Source organism: Phenylobacterium sp. (assembly GCF_965284355.1).
GTDB lineage: Bacteria > Pseudomonadota > Alphaproteobacteria > Caulobacterales > Caulobacteraceae > Phenylobacterium.
Map to the genome: position 1 here is coordinate 2,640,457 of NZ_OZ260078.1, position 20,896 is coordinate 2,661,352.

Annotated in this window: 20 protein-coding genes and 1 riboswitch; of the genes, 13 read left to right on the forward strand and 7 right to left on the reverse strand. The window is 69.7% G+C overall.

What is annotated here, in order from left to right:
* Positions 1-8 precede the first annotated feature (8 nt).
* Both ACQ66R_RS12815 and purH read left to right on the forward strand, forming a co-directional pair.
* A complete protein-coding gene (locus ACQ66R_RS12815; protein ID WP_430422515.1) occupies positions 9-1,694 on the forward strand; it encodes a heparinase II/III family protein in 1,686 nt (561 codons plus the stop codon).
* A 6-nt stretch (positions 1,695-1,700) separates the two neighbouring features.
* Positions 1,701-1,784: riboswitch (ZMP/ZTP riboswitch) on the forward strand.
* Positions 1,785-1,809: 25 nt separating this feature from the next.
* Positions 1,810-3,402 (forward strand): bifunctional phosphoribosylaminoimidazolecarboxamide formyltransferase/IMP cyclohydrolase, encoded by a 1,593-nt coding sequence (purH, locus tag ACQ66R_RS12820; protein WP_430422516.1) that lies wholly within the window; start codon positions 1,810-1,812, stop codon positions 3,400-3,402.
* 119 nt (positions 3,403-3,521) lie between these two features.
* Here purH and ACQ66R_RS12825 read toward each other — a convergent pair whose 3' ends face one another.
* Positions 3,522-3,926 (reverse strand): MerR family transcriptional regulator, encoded by a 405-nt coding sequence (locus ACQ66R_RS12825; protein ID WP_430422518.1) that lies wholly within the window; start codon positions 3,924-3,926, stop codon positions 3,522-3,524.
* A 196-nt stretch (positions 3,927-4,122) separates the two neighbouring features.
* Here ACQ66R_RS12825 and ACQ66R_RS12830 point away from each other — a divergent pair, with 196 nt between their 5' ends.
* Positions 4,123-5,532: a helix-turn-helix domain-containing protein gene (locus ACQ66R_RS12830; protein ID WP_430422520.1), complete on the forward strand. Its 1,410-nt coding sequence runs from the start codon at positions 4,123-4,125 to the stop codon at positions 5,530-5,532.
* A gap of 153 nt (positions 5,533-5,685) precedes the next feature.
* On the opposite strand, the gene coaE is transcribed toward ACQ66R_RS12830, so the two are convergent.
* Genes coaE through ACQ66R_RS12850 form a run of 4 tightly spaced genes read right to left on the reverse strand, consistent with a single transcriptional unit; the run spans position 5,686 to position 8,556 of the window.
* Positions 5,686-6,276, reverse strand: coding sequence for a dephospho-CoA kinase (gene coaE, locus ACQ66R_RS12835; RefSeq protein WP_430422522.1), 591 nt, complete (start codon positions 6,274-6,276; stop codon positions 5,686-5,688).
* On the reverse strand, positions 6,273-7,118 hold the full coding sequence (locus ACQ66R_RS12840; protein WP_430422523.1) for a shikimate dehydrogenase family protein: 846 nt from the start codon (positions 7,116-7,118) through the stop codon (positions 6,273-6,275). Before ACQ66R_RS12840 ends, coaE begins: the two co-directional genes overlap by 4 nt.
* Positions 7,115-7,705, reverse strand: a complete 591-nt coding sequence (locus ACQ66R_RS12845; protein ID WP_430422525.1) for a Maf family protein — start codon at positions 7,703-7,705, stop codon at positions 7,115-7,117. Before ACQ66R_RS12845 ends, ACQ66R_RS12840 begins: the two co-directional genes overlap by 4 nt.
* A complete protein-coding gene (locus ACQ66R_RS12850) occupies positions 7,702-8,556 on the reverse strand; it encodes a pyruvate, water dikinase regulatory protein (protein WP_421936873.1) in 855 nt (284 codons plus the stop codon). Before ACQ66R_RS12850 ends, ACQ66R_RS12845 begins: the two co-directional genes overlap by 4 nt.
* Before the next feature lie 502 nt (positions 8,557-9,058).
* Between ACQ66R_RS12850 and hemE the strand changes: the two genes are divergently transcribed.
* From hemE to rho, 4 genes are all read left to right on the forward strand, one after another.
* The gene (gene hemE / locus ACQ66R_RS12855) at positions 9,059-10,111 is read left to right on the forward strand and encodes a uroporphyrinogen decarboxylase (protein ID WP_430422527.1); all 1,053 of its coding nucleotides are present in this window, start codon (positions 9,059-9,061) and stop codon (positions 10,109-10,111) included.
* The gene (hemH, locus tag ACQ66R_RS12860; RefSeq protein ID WP_430422528.1) at positions 10,108-11,130 is read left to right on the forward strand and encodes a ferrochelatase; all 1,023 of its coding nucleotides are present in this window, start codon (positions 10,108-10,110) and stop codon (positions 11,128-11,130) included. The genes hemE and hemH overlap by 4 nt, the downstream gene beginning before the upstream one ends.
* On the forward strand, positions 11,127-11,603 hold the full coding sequence (locus ACQ66R_RS12865) for a CopD family protein (RefSeq protein ID WP_430422530.1): 477 nt from the start codon (positions 11,127-11,129) through the stop codon (positions 11,601-11,603). The genes hemH and ACQ66R_RS12865 overlap by 4 nt, the downstream gene beginning before the upstream one ends.
* Before the next feature lie 213 nt (positions 11,604-11,816).
* Positions 11,817-13,259 (forward strand): transcription termination factor Rho, encoded by a 1,443-nt coding sequence (gene rho, locus ACQ66R_RS12870; RefSeq protein ID WP_430422532.1) that lies wholly within the window; start codon positions 11,817-11,819, stop codon positions 13,257-13,259.
* A 497-nt stretch (positions 13,260-13,756) separates the two neighbouring features.
* On the opposite strand, the gene ACQ66R_RS12875 is transcribed toward rho, so the two are convergent.
* Both ACQ66R_RS12875 and ACQ66R_RS12880 read right to left on the reverse strand, forming a co-directional pair.
* Positions 13,757-14,725 carry a quinone oxidoreductase family protein gene (locus ACQ66R_RS12875; protein WP_430422534.1) on the reverse strand — a complete coding sequence of 323 codons (969 nt, stop codon included), beginning with the start codon at positions 14,723-14,725 and terminating at the stop codon, positions 13,757-13,759.
* The gene (locus tag ACQ66R_RS12880; RefSeq protein WP_430422536.1) at positions 14,725-15,420 is read right to left on the reverse strand and encodes a dienelactone hydrolase family protein; all 696 of its coding nucleotides are present in this window, start codon (positions 15,418-15,420) and stop codon (positions 14,725-14,727) included. Before ACQ66R_RS12880 ends, ACQ66R_RS12875 begins: the two co-directional genes overlap by 1 nt.
* 183 nt (positions 15,421-15,603) lie before the next feature.
* On the opposite strand from ACQ66R_RS12880, the gene ACQ66R_RS12885 reads away from it, so the two are divergent.
* The 6 genes from ACQ66R_RS12885 (at position 15,604) to ACQ66R_RS12910 (ending at position 20,892) form a co-directional block, all read left to right on the forward strand.
* Positions 15,604-15,837 (forward strand): DUF6489 family protein, encoded by a 234-nt coding sequence (locus ACQ66R_RS12885; protein ID WP_430422538.1) that lies wholly within the window; start codon positions 15,604-15,606, stop codon positions 15,835-15,837.
* Entirely contained in the window at positions 15,834-17,171 is a 1,338-nt protein-coding gene (gene mnmE / locus ACQ66R_RS12890; protein WP_430422540.1) for a tRNA uridine-5-carboxymethylaminomethyl(34) synthesis GTPase MnmE, read from the forward strand. Before ACQ66R_RS12885 ends, mnmE begins: the two co-directional genes overlap by 4 nt.
* A gap of 4 nt (positions 17,172-17,175) precedes the next feature.
* Complete coding sequence (locus ACQ66R_RS12895; RefSeq protein ID WP_430422542.1) at positions 17,176-17,481, forward strand: hypothetical protein; 306 nt, start codon at positions 17,176-17,178, stop codon at positions 17,479-17,481.
* Between the two features lie 117 nt (positions 17,482-17,598).
* Positions 17,599-19,449: a tRNA uridine-5-carboxymethylaminomethyl(34) synthesis enzyme MnmG gene (mnmG, locus tag ACQ66R_RS12900; protein WP_430422544.1), complete on the forward strand. Its 1,851-nt coding sequence runs from the start codon at positions 17,599-17,601 to the stop codon at positions 19,447-19,449.
* Between the two features lie 2 nt (positions 19,450-19,451).
* Positions 19,452-20,081, forward strand: a complete 630-nt coding sequence (gene rsmG / locus ACQ66R_RS12905; RefSeq protein ID WP_430422545.1) for a 16S rRNA (guanine(527)-N(7))-methyltransferase RsmG — start codon at positions 19,452-19,454, stop codon at positions 20,079-20,081.
* Positions 20,065-20,892 (forward strand): ParA family protein, encoded by an 828-nt coding sequence (locus tag ACQ66R_RS12910; protein ID WP_430422546.1) that lies wholly within the window; start codon positions 20,065-20,067, stop codon positions 20,890-20,892. The genes rsmG and ACQ66R_RS12910 overlap by 17 nt, the downstream gene beginning before the upstream one ends.
* The last annotated feature ends 4 nt before the right edge of the window (positions 20,893-20,896 follow it).

A 20,896-nucleotide genomic window follows, 5' to 3' on the forward strand; every position in this document is an offset into this window, starting at 1 on the left:
CCGTCGCGATGGCCGGGCTCCCAGCGCCGCGCCTGCCCGGCCGCCATCTGGCCCTGGCGCTCGCCGTCGCGACCGGCCGCGCCCTGTCCGAGGAATGGCGCGCCTCGCGCCCCTATCGCTGGGCGACCACCGGCCCGCGCCCAGACGGCTTCGGCATCCAGGCCCGCGACTACCGCCCGGTCGACCGCGACGCCGGCGAGGCGATCCTGGCCGGCGCGTTCGTGCTCGCGGGCCAGTCGCTGGCGGTCGGCGTGCGCGGCGACCCCTGGGACCGCCCCAGTCCCAGCCGCGGCTTCGCCGAGGCGCTGCACCGGTTCGACTGGCTGCCGCACCTGATCGCCACGGGCCCCGAGGGCGCCGCCGAGGCGCTGCGGCTGGTGCTGGAATGGCGTCGCCTCTTCGGCAAGTGGAACAGCTTCGCCTGGGCGCCACAGGTGATGGCGCGGCGGGTCTACAACCTGGCCTGCGCCGGGCCGCTGCTGGCGGCCCGGGCGTCGGAGGCCGAGACGGCCCAGCTGGCGGCGGACCTCGCCCGCCAGGCCCGCGACCTTCTGTTCCCCGGCGACGTCGCCGAGAGCGCGCAGCGCAGCGTCGCCGCCGCCGTGGCCGGCGCGGCCCTGCGCGGCCCGGCCGGCCGCAAGCTGCTGGCCCGCGCCCTGGCGCGCCTGCCGCGAGCGCTGGATCTCACCGTACGTCCCGACGGCGGCCACGCCACGCGGCGCGCCGACCTGGCGCTGGACCTCCTGTTCGACCTGCAGACCCTGGACGACGCGCTGATCCAGAAGGGCCAGGCGGCGCCCGACGCGGTCCAGCGGGCCATCGACCGGCTGGCCGTCGGCGTCCGGTTCGCCACCCTGGCGGACGGCGCCCTAGCCGCTTTCCACGGCGGCCGACCGCGCACCGCCCCTTATGTCGCCGCCGCCCGCGCCCAGGACGAGACCGGCGATCGCCCGACGCCCACCGAACTGGGCGGCGTCCAGCGGCTGGACTCGCGCGGGCTGCAGGTGATGGTCGATGTCGCGCCGCCGCCCGCCGGGCCCTGGTCACTGACCGCCGCCGCCCAGCCGCTCGGGCTCGAGGTTCTGGTGGGCGGCCACCGCCTGATCAGCGGGACGGGCCGTGCGTTGGCCGGCGGGGCGACGGTCGAGGTGGGCGAGACCGGGCTGGGTCGTGTCCTCGGCGGCTTTGCGGCCCGCGCGCTGGGGGCGCGGCTGGTGGACTGCGACGCCGCGGTCGATGTCCAGCGCCACGAGGCGCCCGATGCCCTGTGGATCGACCTCGCCCACCACGGCTGGATGCGCGGCCACGGTCTGATGCACCAGCGCCGGCTCTATCTCGACCTCCGCGCCGGCGAGCTGCGGGGCGAGGACCGGCTGACGCCGACTGCCAAGGCGCAGGGCCCCGACGGCCGCCACTTCGTGCCCTATGTCCTGCGCTTCCCGCTGGCGCCCGGCGTGCGCGCCCTGGTCAGCCAGGACCGGCGCAGCGTCCTGCTGCGGGTCGAGGGCGTGAGCGACGGCTGGATCCTGCGCAACGACGTGCTCGACATCAGCCTGGAGCCCCTGGCGCGGCGCGGCCGGCCAGGGTCGCAGCTGGTGCTGACCGGCCAGCGCCGCGCCGATTCCGGGGCCCGGGTGCGGTGGAAGCTCGCGCCGGCGAGCCAACCGATTGACCCGCCGCCCCGGGCGGCGTAGCACCCGCCCATCCCGCGTGACTGGCGACTAAAGGTGGGCGACCACCGGGGAGCGCTGGGACCACATCCGCCGCGCGCCTGGGCATTTCTTCCTTCGTTTCCTTAAGGAGAATGCCGTGCCCGCCGCCCCTGATTTCCCGCCCGCCCCCGACAAGGTCACCGTCCGCCGCGCCTTGCTGTCGGTCTCGGACAAGACCGGTCTCGTCGACGCCGCCAGGCAGCTGGCCGCCCTGGGCGTCGAGCTGGTCTCGACCGGCGGCACCCGCAAGGCCATCGCCGACGCCGGCCTGCCGGTGAAGGACGTCTCCGACCTGACCGGCTTCCCCGAAATGATGGACGGCCGGGTGAAGACCCTGCACCCCGTCGTCCACGGCGGCCTCCTGGGCGTGCGGGACGCGCCGGCCCACAAGCAGGCGATGGACGCGCACGGCATCGGTGCGATCGACCTGGTCTACGTGAACCTCTACCCGTTCGAGGCCACCGTGGCCGCGGGCGGCGACTACGCTGCCTGCGTCGAGAACATCGACATCGGCGGCCCGGCGATGATCCGCTCGGCGGCCAAGAACCACGGCTATGTCGCCATCTGCACCGATCCGGCCGACATGGCCGAGGTGCTGGCCGAACTGGCTGACGGCGGCGCCACCTCGCTCGACCTTCGCAAGCGCCTCGCCGCCCGCGCCTACGGGCGGACGGCCTCTTACGACTCGGCCATCTCGGCCTGGTTCGCCCAGCAGCTGGGCGAGACCGCGCCGGCCCGCAAGTCCATCGCCGGCGAGCTGGCGCAGACGATGCGCTACGGCGAGAACCCGCATCAGGCGGCCAGCTTCTACCGCTTCCCCAACCCGCGGATCGGCGTGGCCACCGCCACCCAGCTGCAGGGCAAGGAGCTCAGCTACAACAACATCAACGACACCGACGCGGCCTTCGAGTTGATCGCCGAGTTCGATCCCGCCGCCGGGCCGGCCTGCGCGATCATCAAGCACGCCAACCCGTGCGGCGTGGCCACCGGCGCCTCGTTACTGGAGGCGTATGAGCGGGCCCTGGCCTGCGATCCCACCAGCGCGTTCGGCGGCATCGTGGCGCTGAACAGCCGCCTCGACGCGGCGACCGCGGCCAAGGCGCTGGAAATCTTCACCGAGGTGGTGATCGCCCCCGAGGCCGACGAGGACGCCATTGCCCTCTTCCGCAAGAAGAAGAACGTGCGATTGCTGGTGACCGGCGGCCTGCCCGACCCCTTGGCCCCCGGCGAGACGTTCAAGTCTGTCTCGGGCGGCTTTCTGGTTCAGAGCCGCGACACCGCGCGCCTGACCGCGGCCGACCTCAAGGTCGTCACCCAGCGCGCGCCCACCGAGGCCGAGGTCCGCGACATGCTGTTCGCCTTCACGATCGCCAAGCACGTGAAGTCGAACGCCATCGTCTACGCCCGTGACGGGCAGACGTTGGGCGTCGGCGCGGGCCAGATGAACCGTAAGGACTCGGCGCGGATCGCCGCGCTGCGGGCCGCGGACTTCGGGCTCGACCTGAAAGGCTCGGCCTGCGCGTCGGAGGCCTTCTTCCCGTTCCCGGACGGGCTGATCCAGGCGGCCGACGCCGGTTGCACGGCGGTGATCCAGCCGGGCGGATCGATCGGCGACGACAAGGTGATCGAGGCGGCCGACGAACGCGGTCTCGCCATGGTCTTCACCGGCGTCCGCGTCTTCCGCCACTAGGCGCCGCAGGCAATAGCGAGAAGACCACGGAAAGCACGGAATGACACGGAAGGGGCCTGGGCTGCCTTCCGTGTATTCCGTGTCGTCCGTGGTTCAGGTCTTCAGGGCGCCGACGCGCCTCAGGCTTGCGCCGTCACGCCCAGGCGGCGCGGGGCCGACGGGGCGGCGGGGGCCGACTTGAACTCGGTGAGCGCCTGGTCCAGGCGGCTCATCTCGGCGGCCAGCGCCTCGCGGCGGGCCTCCAGCTTGCGCATGGCGCAGTCGCGGCCGCTGGCGCCTTCGTCCTCGGCGTGCAGCACTTCCTCGATATCGGGCAGCGAGACACCGGCCTTGCGTAGGCGCGAGATCCACTCAAGCCGACGGCGCGCCGCCGGGTCGTAGAAGCGGGCGTTCAGCCGGTCGCGGCGAGCTTCGACCAGGCCCTTCTCCTCATAGAAGCGCAGGGCGCGGGCCGTCAGGCCGAAGAGACGCATGGCGCCGGCCATGCCGAGGCGGGGCAGATGATGGATGTTCTCGACAGTCATGGGTCCTGTCCGTTGGAGCGTTCCTCACGCCTTCGCCGGGCGATCCGTCCACAGGTCCGCAAAGTTGCGTTGTGGAGCTGAGGAGGATCACGTTCCGTGAGGCGCGACCGGGAGGGAGCCTCGTTTTCCTTCGCGCGACAAGGAAAAGCGTGCGAAGAATTGGCCTCCTGCGGACCCCCGTTTGTGAAATTGCAAAATGCGCTACAAGCTTTTTGTGGGACCGAAGGTGCGGGCGCTGCGGGCGCGGCACGGGTGGCGGCTGGAGTCCTGCGCGCGTCGGCTGGGCATCTCGGTCAGCTATCTCTCGCAGATCGAGGCCAACCAGCGGCCCGTCACCGACCGTGTGCTGATGGGGCTGATCGAGACGTTCGGCGTTCCCGCGTCGACCTTCGAAGCCGATGACGACCAGCGCCTGATCGCCGACTTGCGCGAGGCGGTGGCCGACGTGGCCGGGGATGACCCGATCCCCCTGTCCGAGCTGCGCCAGGTGGCCCAGCAGTCGCCGGCCTTGGCCCGGCGGTTCCTCGACCTGCACCGCGCCAATCACCGGCTGGGCGAACGCCTGAAGCTGACCGAGGAGGCGGTGTCGCTGGACGAGGCCACGGCCGCCAGCTCGCTGCTGCCCTACGAGGAAGTCCGCGACTTCTTCCACTTCAAGGACAACTACGTCGACAGCCTGGACCACGCGGCCGAGGACCTGGCCCAGGAGATCGGCCTCGACGCGTCCGGTTCGCCCGACATGCTGATGGAGATGTACCTGCGCGAGCGCCTGGGCGTGCGGGTGCGCTATGCGGCGCTGGGCGACGTGATGCGCCGCTACGATCCGGCCACCCACGAGCTGTGGATCAACGCCAGCCAGCCGGCCGCCACGCGGGCGTTCCAGATGGCCTTCCACGTGACGGTGGCCAACCTGTCGGACGTCATCGAGAACGAGCTCAGCCAGGCGCGGTTCAAGAGCCGCGAGGCGGTGGATGTCTGTCGCGTGGGGCTGGGCAACTACGCGGCTGGCGCGCTTCTCACCCCCTATCGGCGCTTCTCGGCCTCGGCGCGCGAGCTGCGCCACGACGTGGAACAGCTCGCGGCCCTGTTCGGGGCCAGCCTCGAGCAGGTGTGCCACCGGCTCTCCACCCTTCAGCGGCCCGGCCAGCGGGGCGTGCCGATGTACTTCGTGCGGCTGGACTACGCCGGCAACATCACCAAGCGCCACAGCGCCACCCGCTTCCGCTTCGCCCGCTTCGGGGGCGCCTGCCCGCTGTGGAACGTCCACGACGCGGTGGCCTCGCCCGACCGGTTCCTGGTGCAGGTGGCCGCCATGCCCGACAACGTCCGCTACCTGTGCGTGGCGCGCGCGGTGGTAAAGCGGTCAGAGAGCTACCTGACGCCCGACCGGCGCTACGTCCTGGGCTTCGGCTGCGAGATCGAGCACGCCCACGAGCTGGTCTATTCCGAAGGCCTGGACCTGAAGGGCCCGGCGGCCCCCATCGGCACCAGCTGCCGCATCTGCGAACGCGACAACTGCGCCCAGCGCGCCTTCCCCCCGGTGGACCGCCGTCTCAGCGTGCCGCAGCACGAACGGCGCACGGTACCGTTCCGATTGGGATCGTAGACGAGCTGGGGGCGGAACTTCCTGCGCCCCTCCCCCTTGCGGGGAGGGGTCGGGGGTGGGGGTGCGAACTTTCGGGCTCAGAGCCGACAACCCCCACTCCCAACCCTCTCCCCGCAAGGGGGAGAGGGTTTTGAGCAACGACCACGGCCCTGGCTAACGCTTCCGCAGGTCCGCGATGATCGCCGTCACCTGCTCTCGGGCGTGCTCCAGCCCCTGGCCGGTATCGACGACATAGTCGGCCCGCGCCCGCTTCTCGGCATCGGGGGTCTGCTGGGCCAGGATCGCCTCCAGGCGTTCGGGCGTCATGCCCTCCCGCGCCAGCACACGGGCCCGCTGCATTTCGGCCGGGGCGGACACCACGATCACCTTGTGCATGTTCTTCTCGCCGCCGGTCTCGAAGATCAGGGGCACATCCAGGACCACCATGTCGGCCCCAGCCTTCTCGGCCTCTTCGAACACCGCCGCACGCGCCCGGCCCACGATAGGATGGACGATGCCGTTCAGCACCTTCAGCGCCTCAGGATTGCCCAGCACGCGCTTGCGCAGTTCCTCGCGGTCGACCTTGCCGTCCTTCACGACGCCCGGAAACGCCGCGCCCACCGGCTCGACCGCGGCTCCGCCCACGTCGTAGGCCTTATGCACCTCGGCGTCGGCGTCATAGACCGGGATCCCGGCCTCGCGGAACATCGCCGCCGTGGTCGACTTGCCCATGCCGATCGAGCCGGTCAGGCCGATGATCTTCATTGCCCTATAGCCTCCAGCGCCAGCGCGCGCACATCCACATCTGCCGGCGGCCACGCCCCGAAGAACGCCTCGAACGAGGGCTCGGCCTGGCCGATCAGCATCTGCAGCCCGTCGACGATCGGCCGGCCCAGGCCCTGAGCCTGCTCCAGGAACGGCGTCACCACCGGCTTGTAGAACATGTCCATGACCACGCAGCCGTCGGGCGTCGCCTCCAGCGGCAGGTCCAGCCCGGTCCCGGCGCCCACGCCGGCCGAGGTCGCGTTGATCACCGCGGTCGAATCCCGCAGCGCGCCCACCGCATGCAGCAACGGCAGCGGCTTCACCTGCGGCCCCAGCGCCTGGGCGATCGCCTCGGCCTTTTCGAGCGTCCGGTTGACCACGAACACCTTGGGCGCCCCGGCCGCGAGCAAAGCCGCCACCGCGCCCCGGGCCGCGCCGCCCGCGCCCACCACGGTCACCGGTCCCCGGTCGGCGCTCCACTTCGGCGCCTGGACCGCGAAAGCCCGCATGAGGCCCACGCCATCGGTGTTGTCGGCCAGGATGCGGCCGTCCGGTTCGAACACCAGCAGGTTCGCCGCCGCCGCCCGCTCGGCCAGGTCGGTCCGCCGGTCAGCCAGTTTCAGCGCCTGTTCCTTGAAGGGCAGGGTGACGTTCAGCCCACGGATGGCCCCGCCGCGGAAGCCCTCGACCAGCCGCTGAAACCCGTGAGCCCCCGGCGAGAACGGCACATAGACCCCATCGATCCCCGCGGCCGCGAGCCAGGCGTTGTGCAGGCGCGGCGACATGGAGTGGCTGACCGGGTGCCCGACGACGCCCGCGACCACCGTCTTCCCGGTGATCATGCCGTCAGCTCCCCATGGCGCCGCAGCAGGTCCAGCAGGCCCATCAGCGGCAGGCCGAGGATCGCGAAGTAGTCGCCCTCGATCTTGGAGAACAGCTGCGCGCCCGGACCCTCCAGGCGGTAACAGCCCACCGATCCCAGCGCCTGCTCGCCCTCCTGCGCCAGATAGTCCTCGAGAAATGCGTCCGAGAAGTCGCGCATCGTCAGGCTGGCCGTGACGATCTCGCGCCAGATCGGCGTCCCTTCCTTCGCCACCACCACCGCCGAGTGCAGCTTGTGGGTCCGGCCGCGGAGCAGCCTCAGGCGCTCGCGGGCCGCCTCCACGCTCTCGGCCTTGTCATAGAGCCGGCCGTCCAGGTCCAGAGTCTGGTCCGAACCGATCACGAAGTCAGGCCGCCCCGCCGATACCCGGATCGCCTTCAACTCCGCCAGCGCGTCAGCGATCTCCCGCGGGCCCGCCCCCTCGGCCAGCAGCGAAGCCTTCGCCGCGTCCTCGTCGACGCCGGCGACGCGCGCCTCGTAGCGGACGCCCGCGCCGTCCAGCACCGCGCGTCGGGCCGCGCTCTTCGACGCCAGGATCAGGCTCACCCCAGCACCTCGACCTGGCCGTGGCCCTTGTGCAGCAGGTTCAGCACCGCGGCCGCCGTCTCCTCGACCGAGCGGCGGGTCACGTCGATGGTGGGCCAGTTGTTGCGCTCGTACAGCCGCCGCGCCGCGATGATCTCTTCCCGCACCGCTTCCTGCTCGGTGTAGCTGGTGTCGCGGTTTTCCTTCAGGCTCAGCAGGCGGTTGCGGCGGATCTGGATCAGCCGGTCGGGCGAGATCAGCAGGCCCACGATCAGCGCGTTCTTCAGCGTCATCAGCTTTTCCGGCAGCGGCCGGCCCGGCACCAGGGGCACGTTCGCCGCCCGGATGCCGCGGTGCGCCAGATAGATGCAGGTCGGTGTCTTCGACGTCCGCGACACGCCCAGCAGCACTACGTCGGCCTGGTCCAGATCCTGCCCGCCCTGGCCGTCGTCGTGGCCGATGGCGTAGTTCAGGGCGTCCATGCGGTTGAAGTAGTCGTTGTCCAGCCGCAGGTGCGCGCCCACCCGCGTGGTCGTCGCCGCCCCCAGGTAGCGCTGCATCGCCGCCACCAGCGGGTCCAGCGCCGGTAGGCACGGCATGTCCATCCGCCGGCACCCTTCCTCCAGCGCCGCACGCAGCTGGTCGTCGACGATGGTATGCAGGACGATGCCCGGCGCCTCCTCGATGTCGCCCAGCGCCCGGTCCAGCTGACGCTGGGATCGCACCAGGGCGTAGATGTGCTCGATGGGCAGCACGTTCTCGAACCGTGCGCAGACGGCGCGCGCCATGGCGTTCAGCGTCTCACCGGTCGAGTCCGACACCAGGTGGACATGGAAGTAGGTGGCGAGCCTGGGCGGGGCTGAGTTCGGCAAGCGGACGGGCTCCGAAAATAACCTTGGGGACGAAACCTGTGGACGTCTGTTTAGCGGCTGTGTCTCGCGATGGGGATAGAGAGCGCCGCGCCGGCCGTCGAGCGCGACGCAAAGGAAACACGAGGACAGTTCGTGGCGTTAACCTCTCATTAACCCCCAGCCTGATCCGCCGGGGCGCCGTTTTCGAGCCGCGCTCGGGGAAGGCCGGGACATCGCCGGCGGCGCCCGGGACTGTTCCCGGCCCCGCGCTGCCAAAATCCAATCGCTTCAAGCCGAGCGGCCGTCAGTCCCCGGGACTCACAGGCGTTTCACACCTGCGTCGCAAATCTGGGACGGCCTGTGGGCGAGCTGTTGGCCGTCAAGGGATTGTCAATCTTTTCCCCACTGTCGGCAGGCCTAACCTCTCCTGCTTCCATCCTTTCAAGATTCCTTTTGATTAGAAGAGAAGAAGGTCTGGCTGGCCGGGCTTGAGCCTTGCGGGCCAAGGGGCTTTAAGGGGCCGATGACGACCGAGACGCCCCGCCTCCTGCGCACCCTGGCCGGAGAGACCCTGGATCGCCCGCCGGTGTGGTTCATGCGCCAGGCCGGCCGGTCCCTGCCCGAGTACCGGGCGTTGCGGGCGACGACCAGCGACTTCATCTCGTTCTGCTTCGATCCCGAGAAGGCGGCCGAGGCGACGCTGCAGCCCATGCGCCGCTTCCCGATGGACGCGGCCATCGTCTTTGCCGACATCCTGCTGATCCCCCAAGCCCTGGGCCAGGAGGTCTGGTTCGAGGCGGGCGAGGGCCCCCGCCTGGGCCCGCTGCCCCGCATCGGAGACCTGCAGGACGCCATCGACGGCTCGACCGCCAAGCTGGCCAACATCGGCGAGACGTTGAGCCGGGTCCGCGCCGAGCTGGAGCCCGAGCGCGCCCTGATCGGATTCGCCGGCGCCCCCTGGACCGTGGCCACCTACATGCTGGAGGGCCGCGGCTCCCAGCGCGAGGCGGCCCGCACCTACGCCTACCGTCACGCCGACGAGCTCGACGCCCTGCTGGACGTTCTGGTCGAGGCCACTGCCCGCTACCTGGTCATGCAGTCGAAGTCCGGCGCCCAGGTGCTGAAGCTGTTCGAGAGCTGGGCCGACAACCTGGCCGAGGACGTCTTCGAGCGGATCGTGATCGGCCCCCACCGGCGCATCATCGAGAAGGTCCGCGCCGCCGGGGTCGACACCCCCTTCATCGGCTTCCCCCGCAGCGCCGGCGCCCTGGTGGAACGCTACGCCGCCGAGGTCCCGGTCCAGGCCGTCGCCCTCGACACCCAGGCCAGCGCCGCGCTGGGTCGCCGGATCCAGGCCGGGGGCCAGGCGATCCAGGGCGCGCTCGACAACCTGCTGCTGCTCTCCGGCGGGCCGGCGCTCGACGCCCGCGTCGACACCCTGCTCGAGCAATGGACCGGCGGCCCCTACATCTTCAACCTGGGCCACGGCGTCATGCCCGACACCCCGATCGAGCACATCGCCCGCGTCGTCGAACGGGTGACGGGAAAGAAAGCCACAGCGATGGCCGCCGCGTGAAACTCGCTGTCGTTCTCTTCAACCTGGGCGGACCCGACAGCCTGAAGGCCGTGCGGCCGTTCCTGTTCAACCTGTTCCGCGACCCGGCGATCATCCAGTTGCCCGCGCTGGCCCGCTACCCGCTGGCCGCCCTGATCTCGACCACGCGCAACAAGCCGGCCCAGGCCAACTACGCCATCATGGGCGGCCGCTCGCCGTTGCTCCCCGAGACCGAGGCCCAAGCGAAGGCGCTGGAGGCGGTGCTCAAGGCGCAGGGCCACGAGGCCCGCGTCTTCATCGCCATGCGCTACTGGAAGCCGTTCGCGGCCGAGACGGCCCGCGAGGTCGCCGCCTACGGGCCGGACGAGATCGTCCTGCTGCCGCTCTATCCGCAGTTCTCCACCACCACGACCGGCTCGTCGGTGAAGGACTGGGAGAAGGTCTACGCCGGCCCCGGCCGCACCCGCACTGTCTGCTGCTACCCCACCTCGGACGGGGTCGCCGAGGCCCACGCCGCCGAGATCCGCAAGGTCTGGGAAGCGGCCGGCAAGCCCGCCAACGTGCGCCTGCTGTTCTCGGCCCACGGCCTGCCGCAGCAGGTGGTCGACGGCGGCGACCCCTACCAGGCGCAGATCGAGGCCACGGCCGCCGCGGTCGCCGCCCGCCTGCCCGAACTCACCGACTGGCAGGTCTGCTTCCAGAGCCGGGTGGGGCGCCTCAAGTGGCTGGAGCCGTCCACCGAGACCGCGATCCTGGCGGCGGGCCGCGACGGCAAGGGGGTGATCGTCTCGCCCATCGCCTTCGTATCCGAGCACGTCGAGACCCTGGTCGAGCTGGACCACGAGTACGCTGAGCTCGCCCAGACCCACAACGTCGCGCCCTACCTCCGCGCCCGCACTCCGGGCGTGCAGCCGGCCTTCATCGGCGAACTGGCCAACGCCGTGACCGCCGCCCTGCCGCGTGAGGGCGTTCAGCCTCACGGGGCTTGGCGCTGTCCGGCGGCGCATGGCAAATGCCCGTGCAAAGGGGGCGCGAAATGAGCTGGCCGGAATCCTTGAGCTTCGACCTGCTGCGCGGGCTGCACATCATCGCGGTGATCGCCTGGATGGCGGGGATGATGTACCTGCCCCGGCTCTACGCCTACCACACCGAGACGGCGCCGGCCGGCAGCGAGTTCGACGCCCACTTCCTGGTCTGGGAGCGCAAGCTCCTGAAGATCATCATCAATCCGGCGATGATCCTCACCTGGATCCTCGGCGTCAGCCTGATCGTCTGGCACGTCTACGGCGCCAGTGAAGGCTGGGCGTTCCTGGGCCAGCCCTGGATGTCGGTGAAGCTTGCGGCGGTGATCTTCCTGTCAGGCTGGCACGGCTTCCTGGCCGGCTCGTACAAGAAGTTCCTGGCGGGCCAGCGCCCCAGGACCTCGAAGTTCTGGCGCGCCACCAACGAACTGCCGTTCCTGGCCGCCGTCGTGGCGGTCCTGGCCGTAACCCTTCAATTCTGGGCCCGCTGATCCCACATCAAGATTGACCGCGGCCCATGTTCCGTGGTTCCCCTCACCCACGCGTCGGACTCCGGCGCGCCCCGCCTTTCACCGGTCCTGCCAGCCCTGGCCCGCAGATCCACCGGTCTCCACGAAACCAAATCGGCGCTCCCCAGCGCCCACATCGCTTCCAGACCGCGCCCGGACTCCGTCCTGGCGTGCGTCAATCTCAAGTGAAATCAAATGACTGACCAAATCGAAGACAACGAACCGACCGGCGAAGACGAGGTGGTGGCGGACACCGCCGAAGCCGTCGAAGCCGACGTCGACACCCTTGAAGCCGGCGCGGAAGCCGAAGCCGAGGGCGATGACGAACCGGAAGAGCCTAGCCAGGCCGCCAAGGCGATCGCCGCCATGGGCCTTACCCGCATGTCGCTGCAGGAGCTGAAGGACAAGTCGTCCGCCGACCTGCTGGCCTTCGCCGAGCAGATGGAGGTCGAATCCGCGAACTCCATGCGCAAGCAGGACATGATGTTCGCGATCCTCAAGACCCTCGCCGAAGAGGGTGTCGAGATCGAGGGCTCGGGCACCCTGGAAGTGGTGCAGGACGGCTTCGGCTTCCTGCGCTCGCCCGAAGCCAACTACCTGCCGGGCCCCGACGACGTCTACGTCAGCCCCTCGCAGATCCGAAAGTTCGGCCTGCGCACTGGCGACACCGTGGTCGGCGCCGTGCGCGCACCGCGCGAAGGTGAGCGCTATTTCGCCCTGGTGAACGTGCGCCAGATCAACTTCGAGGCGCCCGAGAACGTCCGCCACAAGGTGATGTTCGACAACCTCACGCCGCTTTATCCCGACCAGCGCCTGACGATGGAAATTCAGGACCCGACCCTGAAGGACCGCTCGGGCCGGGTCATCGACATCGTGGCGCCGCTGGGCAAGGGCCAACGCTGCCTGATCACCGCCCCGCCGCGCGTCGGTAAGACGGTGATGCTGCAGAACATCGCCAAGTCGATCGAGACCAACCACCCCGAGTGCTACCTGATCGTGCTGCTGATCGACGAGCGCCCGGAAGAAGTCACCGACATGCAGCGCACGGTGAAGGGCGAGGTGATCTCCTCCACCTTCGACGAGCCCGCGACCCGTCACGTGCAGGTGGCCGAGATGGTGATCGAAAAGGCCAAGCGCCTGGTCGAGCACAAGCGCGACGTCGTGATCCTGCTGGACTCGGTCACCCGCCTGGGCCGCGCCTACAACACCGTGGTCCCGTCGTCGGGCAAGGTGCTGACCGGCGGTGTCGACGCCAACGCCCTGCAGCGCCCCAAGCGCTTCTTCGGCGCGGCGCGGAACATCGAGGAAGGCGGCTCGCTGACCATCATCGCCACGGCCCTGATCGATACGGGCTCGCGGATGGACGAAGTGATCTTCGAAGAGTTCAAGGGCACCGGTAACTCGGAAATCGTCCTCGACCGGAAGGTGGCCGACAAGCGCATCTACCCGGCCATCGACGTCCTGAAGTCCGGCACCCGGAAGGACGAACTGATCACCGACAAGGTCAACCTGCAGAAGACCTACATCCTGCGGCGGATCCTCTCGCCGATGGGCGCCCAGGACGCGATCGAGTTCCTGCTCGACAAGCTGCGCCAGTCGAAGAACAACGACGACTTCTTCCAGTCCATGAACACCTAGGAGCGCCTCGGCTCCTCCCTCCCCTTCATGGGGAGGGTGGCTGGAGCCGAAGGCGACAGTCGGTTGGGGAAGTGTCGGGCGGAGCGCGGCGACGGAAGGTGACCGACCTTTTGGCGCCGCTGTCGCAGCATAGCGGCCCCAAAAACCCCAACTAAATCAAAGGCCCGCGACCAAAATTGCCCCTGTGGCGAATTGAGCGCCGCCGGTCGTATCTGTGGCCGCCTCGCTGCGCGACAGAGCCAAACTGCGACGCCGGGCCGCAGGCCTGACTGGCCATACCCTGGGGACGAATCAACGGCCCTACCGGTATGGCTAGCTTCACTGTTTCACGTGAAACACCCGCTTGCGGGCGCTACCCTCTGCGTGCCGATGTTCCAGTTCCTCCCCCGTAGGGGGAGGGGGACCGCGAAGCGGTGGAGGGGGCTTCCGCCCAAGCGGTGGATGAAGCCCCTCAGTCAGCTTCGCTGCCAGCTCCCCCAGAGGGGGAGCAACTAAGGCTACGGGATCAACAGGCTCGCCCCGACCGTCGCGCGGCTCTCGAGCGCCTCGTGGGCCTTGCGGGCGTCGGTCAGTGCAAAGGTCTGGCCGATCTCGATCTTCACCTTGCCCGACGTCACGACGTCGAACACCGCGGCGGCCGAGGCGTCCAGCTCCTCGGGCGTGACGATGTAGTCGAAGAGAGTGGGGCGGGTCAGGTACAGCGAACCCCCCGCGGCCAGCCGGGCCGGCGGGAACGGCGGAACCGGGCCCGAGGCGTTGCCGAAGCTGACGAACAGGCCACGCCGCGCCAGGCTGCCCAAGGTGCCCTCGAAGGTGTCCTTGCCCACGGAGTCGTACGCCACCGGCACGCCCTTGCCGCCCGTGATCCGCCGGACCTCGGCGGCCACGTCCTGTTCGCGGTAGAGGATGACGTGGTCGGCGCCCAGCTCGCGAGCTTTCGCCGCCTTCTCCTCGGATCCCACCGTGGCGATCACCTCGGCGCCCAGGGCCTTCAGCCACTGGGTCATGATCTGGCCCACGCCGCCCACGGCCGCATGCACCAGCACCGTCTCGCCGGCCTTCACGGGATAGGTCCGGCGGATGAAGGCCTCGGTGGTCATGCCCTTCAGCAGGATCGCCGCGGCGGTCCGGGTGTCGATGCCCTCGGGCAGCTTCACGGCCCGGTCGGCCTGGACCACGTTGGCGTCGGCATAGGCGCCGAACCCGCCGGAATAGGCGACGCGATCGCCTGCCTTCAGCCGCGTGACACCTTCCCCCACCGCATCGACCACGCCCGCCGCTTCCCCGCCCGGGATGCAGGGCAGCTTCACGGGGTAGAGGCCGGTGCGGTGGTAGGTGTCGATGAAGTTGATGCCGATCGCCTCATGGCGCACCCGCACCTGGCCGGCCTTGGGCTCAGGGGTCTCGACCTCGACGACTTCGAAGACCTCAGGCCCACCCGTCTTCTCAAACCGAACCGCGCGCATCAGCCGATCGTCCTCTGGAAGAATTGCAGGGTGCGGCCGCCGGCGAGCTTGGCGTCGGCCTCATGATAGTGCTCGCCCCCCTCGCGGGCGAAGGCGTGGTCGCGGCCGGGATAGGTGTGGATCTCGATCTGCGGGTGGTCCTTCAGCGCCTGCTGGATGATGGCCTGCGCCTCCTTCGGCACGAAGGCGTCCTCCTCGGCGATGTGCATGAGGAGGGGCCGCGTCAGCTTCTCGGCCTCGGCGACCAGCGTCTCGATGCCCACACCATAGTACGAGACCGCCGCGTCGGCGTCGGTCCGCGTCGCCGTCAGGTAGGCCAGCTTGCCGCCCAGGCAGAAGCCGACCGCGCCCACCTTGCCGTTGCCCTGGTGATCGGCGCGGGCCGCCTTGATCGTCGCCTGGATGTCCTTGACGCCAAGGTCGGTATCAAACGCGTTGAACAGCTCGAACGCCCGCTTCCATTCGGCTTCGGACTGGTCGGTGATGTCGATGTCGGGCTCGATCCGCCAGAACAGGTCGGGGCAGATGGCCAGGTAGCCCTGGGCGCCGAGCCAATCGGTGATGTCGCGCATCACCTGGTTCACGCCGAAGATCTCCTGGATGACGATGACCGCGGGAGCTTTCTCCGCCTTGGGCCGCGCCACATAGGCCGAGAAATCGCCGTCCGGCGTCTGGATCCTGATACGCTCACCCATCATCGTGTCCTTTCGTTGTGGCCGCGCCACGCCTTGACCGCTTCAGGGTCCTCACCCGCTTGCGGGGAAGGGGAGCGCGAAGCGGCGGCGGGGCGCTGTCGCCGATGTCGGTCACTGAACGCTCTAGCGCAACGGACCGGCTCACGGCCATATGAGGGGCCACTATAGAAAGGGCCAGTTGTCATGAAGATGACCATCGAGGTGGACTGCACCCCGGAGGAAGCCCGGCGGTTCATGGGCCTGCCAGACGTCAGCGGGTTGAACGATCACCTGGTCAGCGAGATGACCAAGCGCATCGACGCCAACATCAACATGCTGAATCCGGAGGACTTCATGAAGAACTGGATGTCCTTCGGCACCGGCGCCCAGGAACAGTTCCGCAAGTTCATGGAAGTCGCCACGACACCCCGAAAATGACCGACACCATCTACGCCCCGGCCACGGCGGCGGGCCGGGCGGCGGTGGCGGTGGTGCGCGTGTCGGGGCCCAAGACCCGCGACGTCCTGGACGCCCTGTGCGGCGGCGTTCCGCCCGCGCGGCGCGCCACCCTGCGGGCCCTGCAGGACGAAACCGGCGAGGAGATAGACCGGGCGCTGCTCCTCTTCTTCGAGGGGCCCGAGAGCTACACCGGCGAGGACGTGGTCGAGTTTCACGTGCACGGCGGCGCAGCCGTGATGACGGCGCTGCTGAACGCGCTGGCCGGGCAGGGGCTGCGACTGGCCGAACCCGGGGAATTCACCCGTCGCGCCTTCGAGAACGGCAAGCTCGACCTCGCCCAGGCCGAAGGCGTCGCCGATCTGGTCGACGCCGAGACCGACGCCCAGCGCCGCCAGGCCCTGGACCAGCTGGGCGGGCGCCTGTCTCAGGTCCATGCCCGCTGGAGCGACATGCTGGTCGAGGCGCTGGCCATGCTGGAGGCCGCCGTCGACTTTCCGGACGAAGAGGTGCCCCAGGACGTGGCGGCCCGCGCACGGCCCGCCCTGGAGCGCCTCGTGGCCCAGCTGGAGCAGGCCGCGGCCGACGCCGAGAGGGGGGAGCGCGTGCGGGAAGGCTATCGGATCGCGCTGATCGGCGCACCGAACGCCGGCAAGAGCACGCTGCTGAACGCGCTCGCCGGTCGCGAGGCGGCCATCGTCACCGCCACGCCGGGCACCACGCGCGACATCATCGAGGTTCCGATGGTGTTGGCCGGCTACAAGGCGCTGCTCGCCGACACCGCGGGCCTGCGCGAGACCGGTGACGAGATCGAGGCCGAAGGCGTGCGCCGCGCGCGCGCCTGGGCCGCCGGCGCTGACCTGCGGCTCTGGCTGGTCGACGGATCCAGCGACGCGGCCATCCAGGCGCCGATGGAGCTGCGCGCCGGGGATCTCTGCCTCATCACCAAGCGCGACCTGCCGTCCGGCCCGATGGGCGCCTGGGCCGCCCAGCAGGCGAGGCGCCTGGGTCTGGGGACGGCCGAGATGACGTCCAAGGGTCCCGGCGACCTGGCGTGGCTGAAGTCGACCCTGGAGGAGCGCATCGTCGACGCCCTGGCCGGCGCCGAGCCCCCGGCCGCCACCCGCCTGCGGCACCAGGAACTCCTCAGCGAGGCCGCCGACCGCCTTCGCCACGCCTTGGGGCAGGACGAACACCTGGAACTCGCCGCCGAAGACGTCCGCCTCGCCGCCCGCGCCCTCGACCGCATCACCGGCCGCATCGACCCCGAACAGGTCCTCGGCCGCATCTTCTCCACCTTCTGCATCGGCAAGTGAGCCGATGGAGATTGTCGCGAGCGGGCTTGCTCTGGGTCTTGTCGCGGCCTTCCTGTGGGGGCGACGGCCGGCGCTGGGGATCGTGCTGTGGCTGCCCGCCATTGTCTTCGCGGTCCTCGTAGCCCTTTCGCTGGCCGCGGACTTGAGAGATGGGCTGCTGCTCGGCAGCCTTCTTGTCTCGGCGGGCATCTGCCTCCTTATGCTCGTCAGCGGATGCGGTGGCGTTGCGGCGGGGCTCCTGCTGCGGTTTGTCCTCAGGATCCCGATGAGCGGGAGCATATGGAAGCTCTACTTCCCCGCGCGACGCTGACTTATCCCAGTTCCTCCCCCGCAGGGGGAGGGGGACCGCGAAGCGGTGGAGGGGGCTTCCATCCCCCCAACTGTTTCACGTGAAACCGCGGGCCTTTTCCCCTATATGCCGCGCACCATGACCACCTGGGACGTCATCGTCATCGGCGGCGGACACGCCGGATGTGAAGCCGCCGCGGCCTCGGCCCGCTTCGGCGCGCGCACCCTGCTGCTCACCCACAAGGTCGAGACCATCGGGGAGATGAGCTGCAACCCGGCCATCGGCGGCCTGGGCAAGGGCCACCTGGTCCGAGAGATCGACGCCCTGGACGGCGTCATGGGCCGCCTGGCCGACGTGTCGGGCATCCAGTTCCGGATGCTGAACCGCTCGAAGGGCGCCGCGGTCCGAGGGCCACGCAGCCAGATCGACCGCAGGCTCTACCGCGAGGCCATGCAGGCCGAGCTCGCCGCCACCCCGAACCTCACGATCAAGGCCGAGGCGGTCGAGGACCTCAACGTCACAAACGGCCGGGTCACCGGCGTCGTGGGGGCCAGCGGCGAGACCTATGCCGCCGGCCGCGTCGTCCTGACCACCGGTACCTTCCTCAAGGGCGTGATCCACCAGGGCGAGCTGCGCATCCCGGCCGGCCGAATCGGCGACGCCCCCGCCATCGGCCTCTCCGACCGTCTCTACGCCCTGGGCGCCAAGATGGGCCGCCTCAAGACCGGCACTCCGGCCCGCCTCGATGGTGCGACCATCGCCTGGGACCGCCTGGAGATGCAGGACGCCGACGCCGAGCCCATCCCGTTCTCGTTCCTGACCGACCGCATCACGGTTCCGCAGATCGCCTGCGGCATCACCTACACGACCGCTGAGACCCACCGGATCATCGCCGAGCGCCTGGGCGAGAGCGCCGTGTACGGCGGCCGCGCCACCGGCCGGGGTCCGCGCTACTGCCCATCGATCGAGGACAAGGTCGTCCGCTTCGCCGACAAGACCAGCCACCAGATCTTCCTCGAGCCCGAGGGCCTCGACGACACGACGGTCTATCCGAACGGCATCTCCACTTCGGTCTCGGCCGAGACCCAGGATCTGTTCCTGCGGACGATCCCGGGGCTCGAGACCGTCCACGTGAAACGCCACGGCTACGCGATCGAGTACGACTACGTCGATCCCCGCGAGCTCTATCCCACCCTCGAGGTCAAGCGCCTGGCGGGCCTCTACCTCGCCGGCCAAATCAACGGCACCACGGGCTACGAGGAAGCCGCCGCGCAGGGGCTGGTCGCCGGCCTCAACGCCGCCCGCGCGGCCTCCGGCGCTGAGCCGGCCCAGTTCGCCCGCGACGAAGCCTACATCGGCGTGCTCATCGACGACCTCGTCACCCGAGGCGTCACCGAGCCCTATCGCATGTTCACCAGCCGCGCCGAGTTCCGCCTCACCCTGCGCGCCGACAACGCCGATCAACGCCTCACCGCCAAAGGCGTCGACCTCGGCGTGGTGGGCTCAAAACGCCGGGACGTGTGGCAAGTCAAACATGGCCAGCTCGCCGACGCCCGCACCACGGCGCGCGCGCTGACCCTGACGCCCGCCGCCGCCGCCAAGGCCGGACTGCCCGTGAAGGCCGACGGCCAGCGCCGCAATGTGCTTGAGCTGCTGGCCTACCCCACGATCAGCTTCGAAAACCTCGCCCGCATCTGGCCCCCGATCGGCGACTGGGCCCCGGCCGTGCGCGAGCAGATCGAGATCGACGCCTCCTACGCCGGCTACCTCGACCGCCAGGCCGCCGACGCCGAGGCCTTCCGCCGCGACGAAGATCTGCGGCTGCCGGCCGAACTCGACTACGCCGCCATCGGCGGGCTCTCGAACGAGGTCCGCGAGAAGCTGGCGACCGTTCGCCCGCTCACCCTGGGCCAGGCCGCCCGCATCGAGGGCGTGACCCCCGGCGCGCTCACGGCCCTTCTCGCCCACGTCCGTCGGCGCGCGGCCTGAGCGTGGCCGTCACCGACGCCCAGAGCTTCGCGAAAGCCGCCAAGGCCACGCCCCAGCAGACGGCCGATCTCGGCCGCTTCCTCGAGATGCTGACGGCCGGCAACGAGGTCATGAACCTCGTCGGCCCGGCCACCATCCCCGACTTCTGGAACCGCCACGCCTGGGACTCGGCCCAACTCCTGCGCCTCGCCCCCGACGCCTTGACCTGGGCCGACCTGGGCGCCGGCGCCGGCTTCCCCGGCCTGGTGCTGGCGATCCTCGGCAAGGGCCGCGACGGCGTCCACATCCACCTCGTCGAGAGCATGGCCAAGCGCTGCCGCTTCCTGGCCGACGTGGTCGCCGAACTCGACTTGCCGGCCACGGTTCACAACGAAAGGGCGGAGAACCTCTCGCTCATTGTGGACATCGTCACCGCGCGGGCTTGCGCGCCCCTTCACAGACTGTTGGGGTATGCCCGGCCATACTTGTTGGCGGGTGCACAAGGCTTGTTCCTCAAGGGACAAGATGTAGTAGCTGACATGTCTGAGGCCGCAAGATATTGGGAGTATGAGGCGGACGTCATTCCGTCTCTCAGCGACGAGCGAGGTCGCATCGTGCGTGTGAGGAGGCTGGGGCGTGCCCGTAAAGTCTGACCGCGGACTACGCGTGCTCGTCGTCGCCAACCAGAAGGGCGGGGTCGGCAAGACGACGACGGCCATCAACCTGGGCACCGCGCTCGCGGCGGTCGGCGAGAAGGTGCTCCTGATCGACTCCGATCCGCAGGGCAATGCCTCCACCGGTCTGGGCGTCGGCCGGGCCCTACGCAAGAACACCCTCTATGACGTGCTGATGGGCGAGAAGCCGCTGCTGGACGCAGTGGTGAAGACGTCGGTGCCGGGTCTCGACCTGACGCCGTCCGACCCCGACCTCTCGGGCGTGGAACTCGAGCTGGGCCAACAGGCCCGCCGGTCGTTCAAGCTGCGCGACGCGTTGAGTCCCCTGCGTGATGCCCGGAGCTACACCTACGTCCTCATCGACTGCCCGCCGTCGCTGAACCTGCTCACCGTCAACGCCATGGCCGCGGCCGATGCGGTGCTGGTCCCGCTGCAGTGCGAGTTCTTTGCCCTGGAAGGCCTCAGCCAGCTGATGCGCACGATCGACCTGGTGCGCGGCAGCCTGAACCCGGCGCTGGAGCTGCAGGGCGTGGTGCTGACGATGTACGACCGGCGCAATGCGCTCTCGGGCCAGGTGGCCACCGACGTGCGCGGCCATTTCGGCGAGGCCGTGTACGAGACAGTCATTCCCCGTAACGTCCGCGTCTCCGAGGCGCCGTCCTTCGGCAAGCCGGCGCTGGTCTACGATCTGAAGTGCGCGGGCAGTCAGGCGTACCTGAAGCTGGCCCGTGAGGTGGTGCTACGCGAACGCAAACGCCGCGCCGCAGCGCCCGAGGCGGCGCTGCTATGATGTT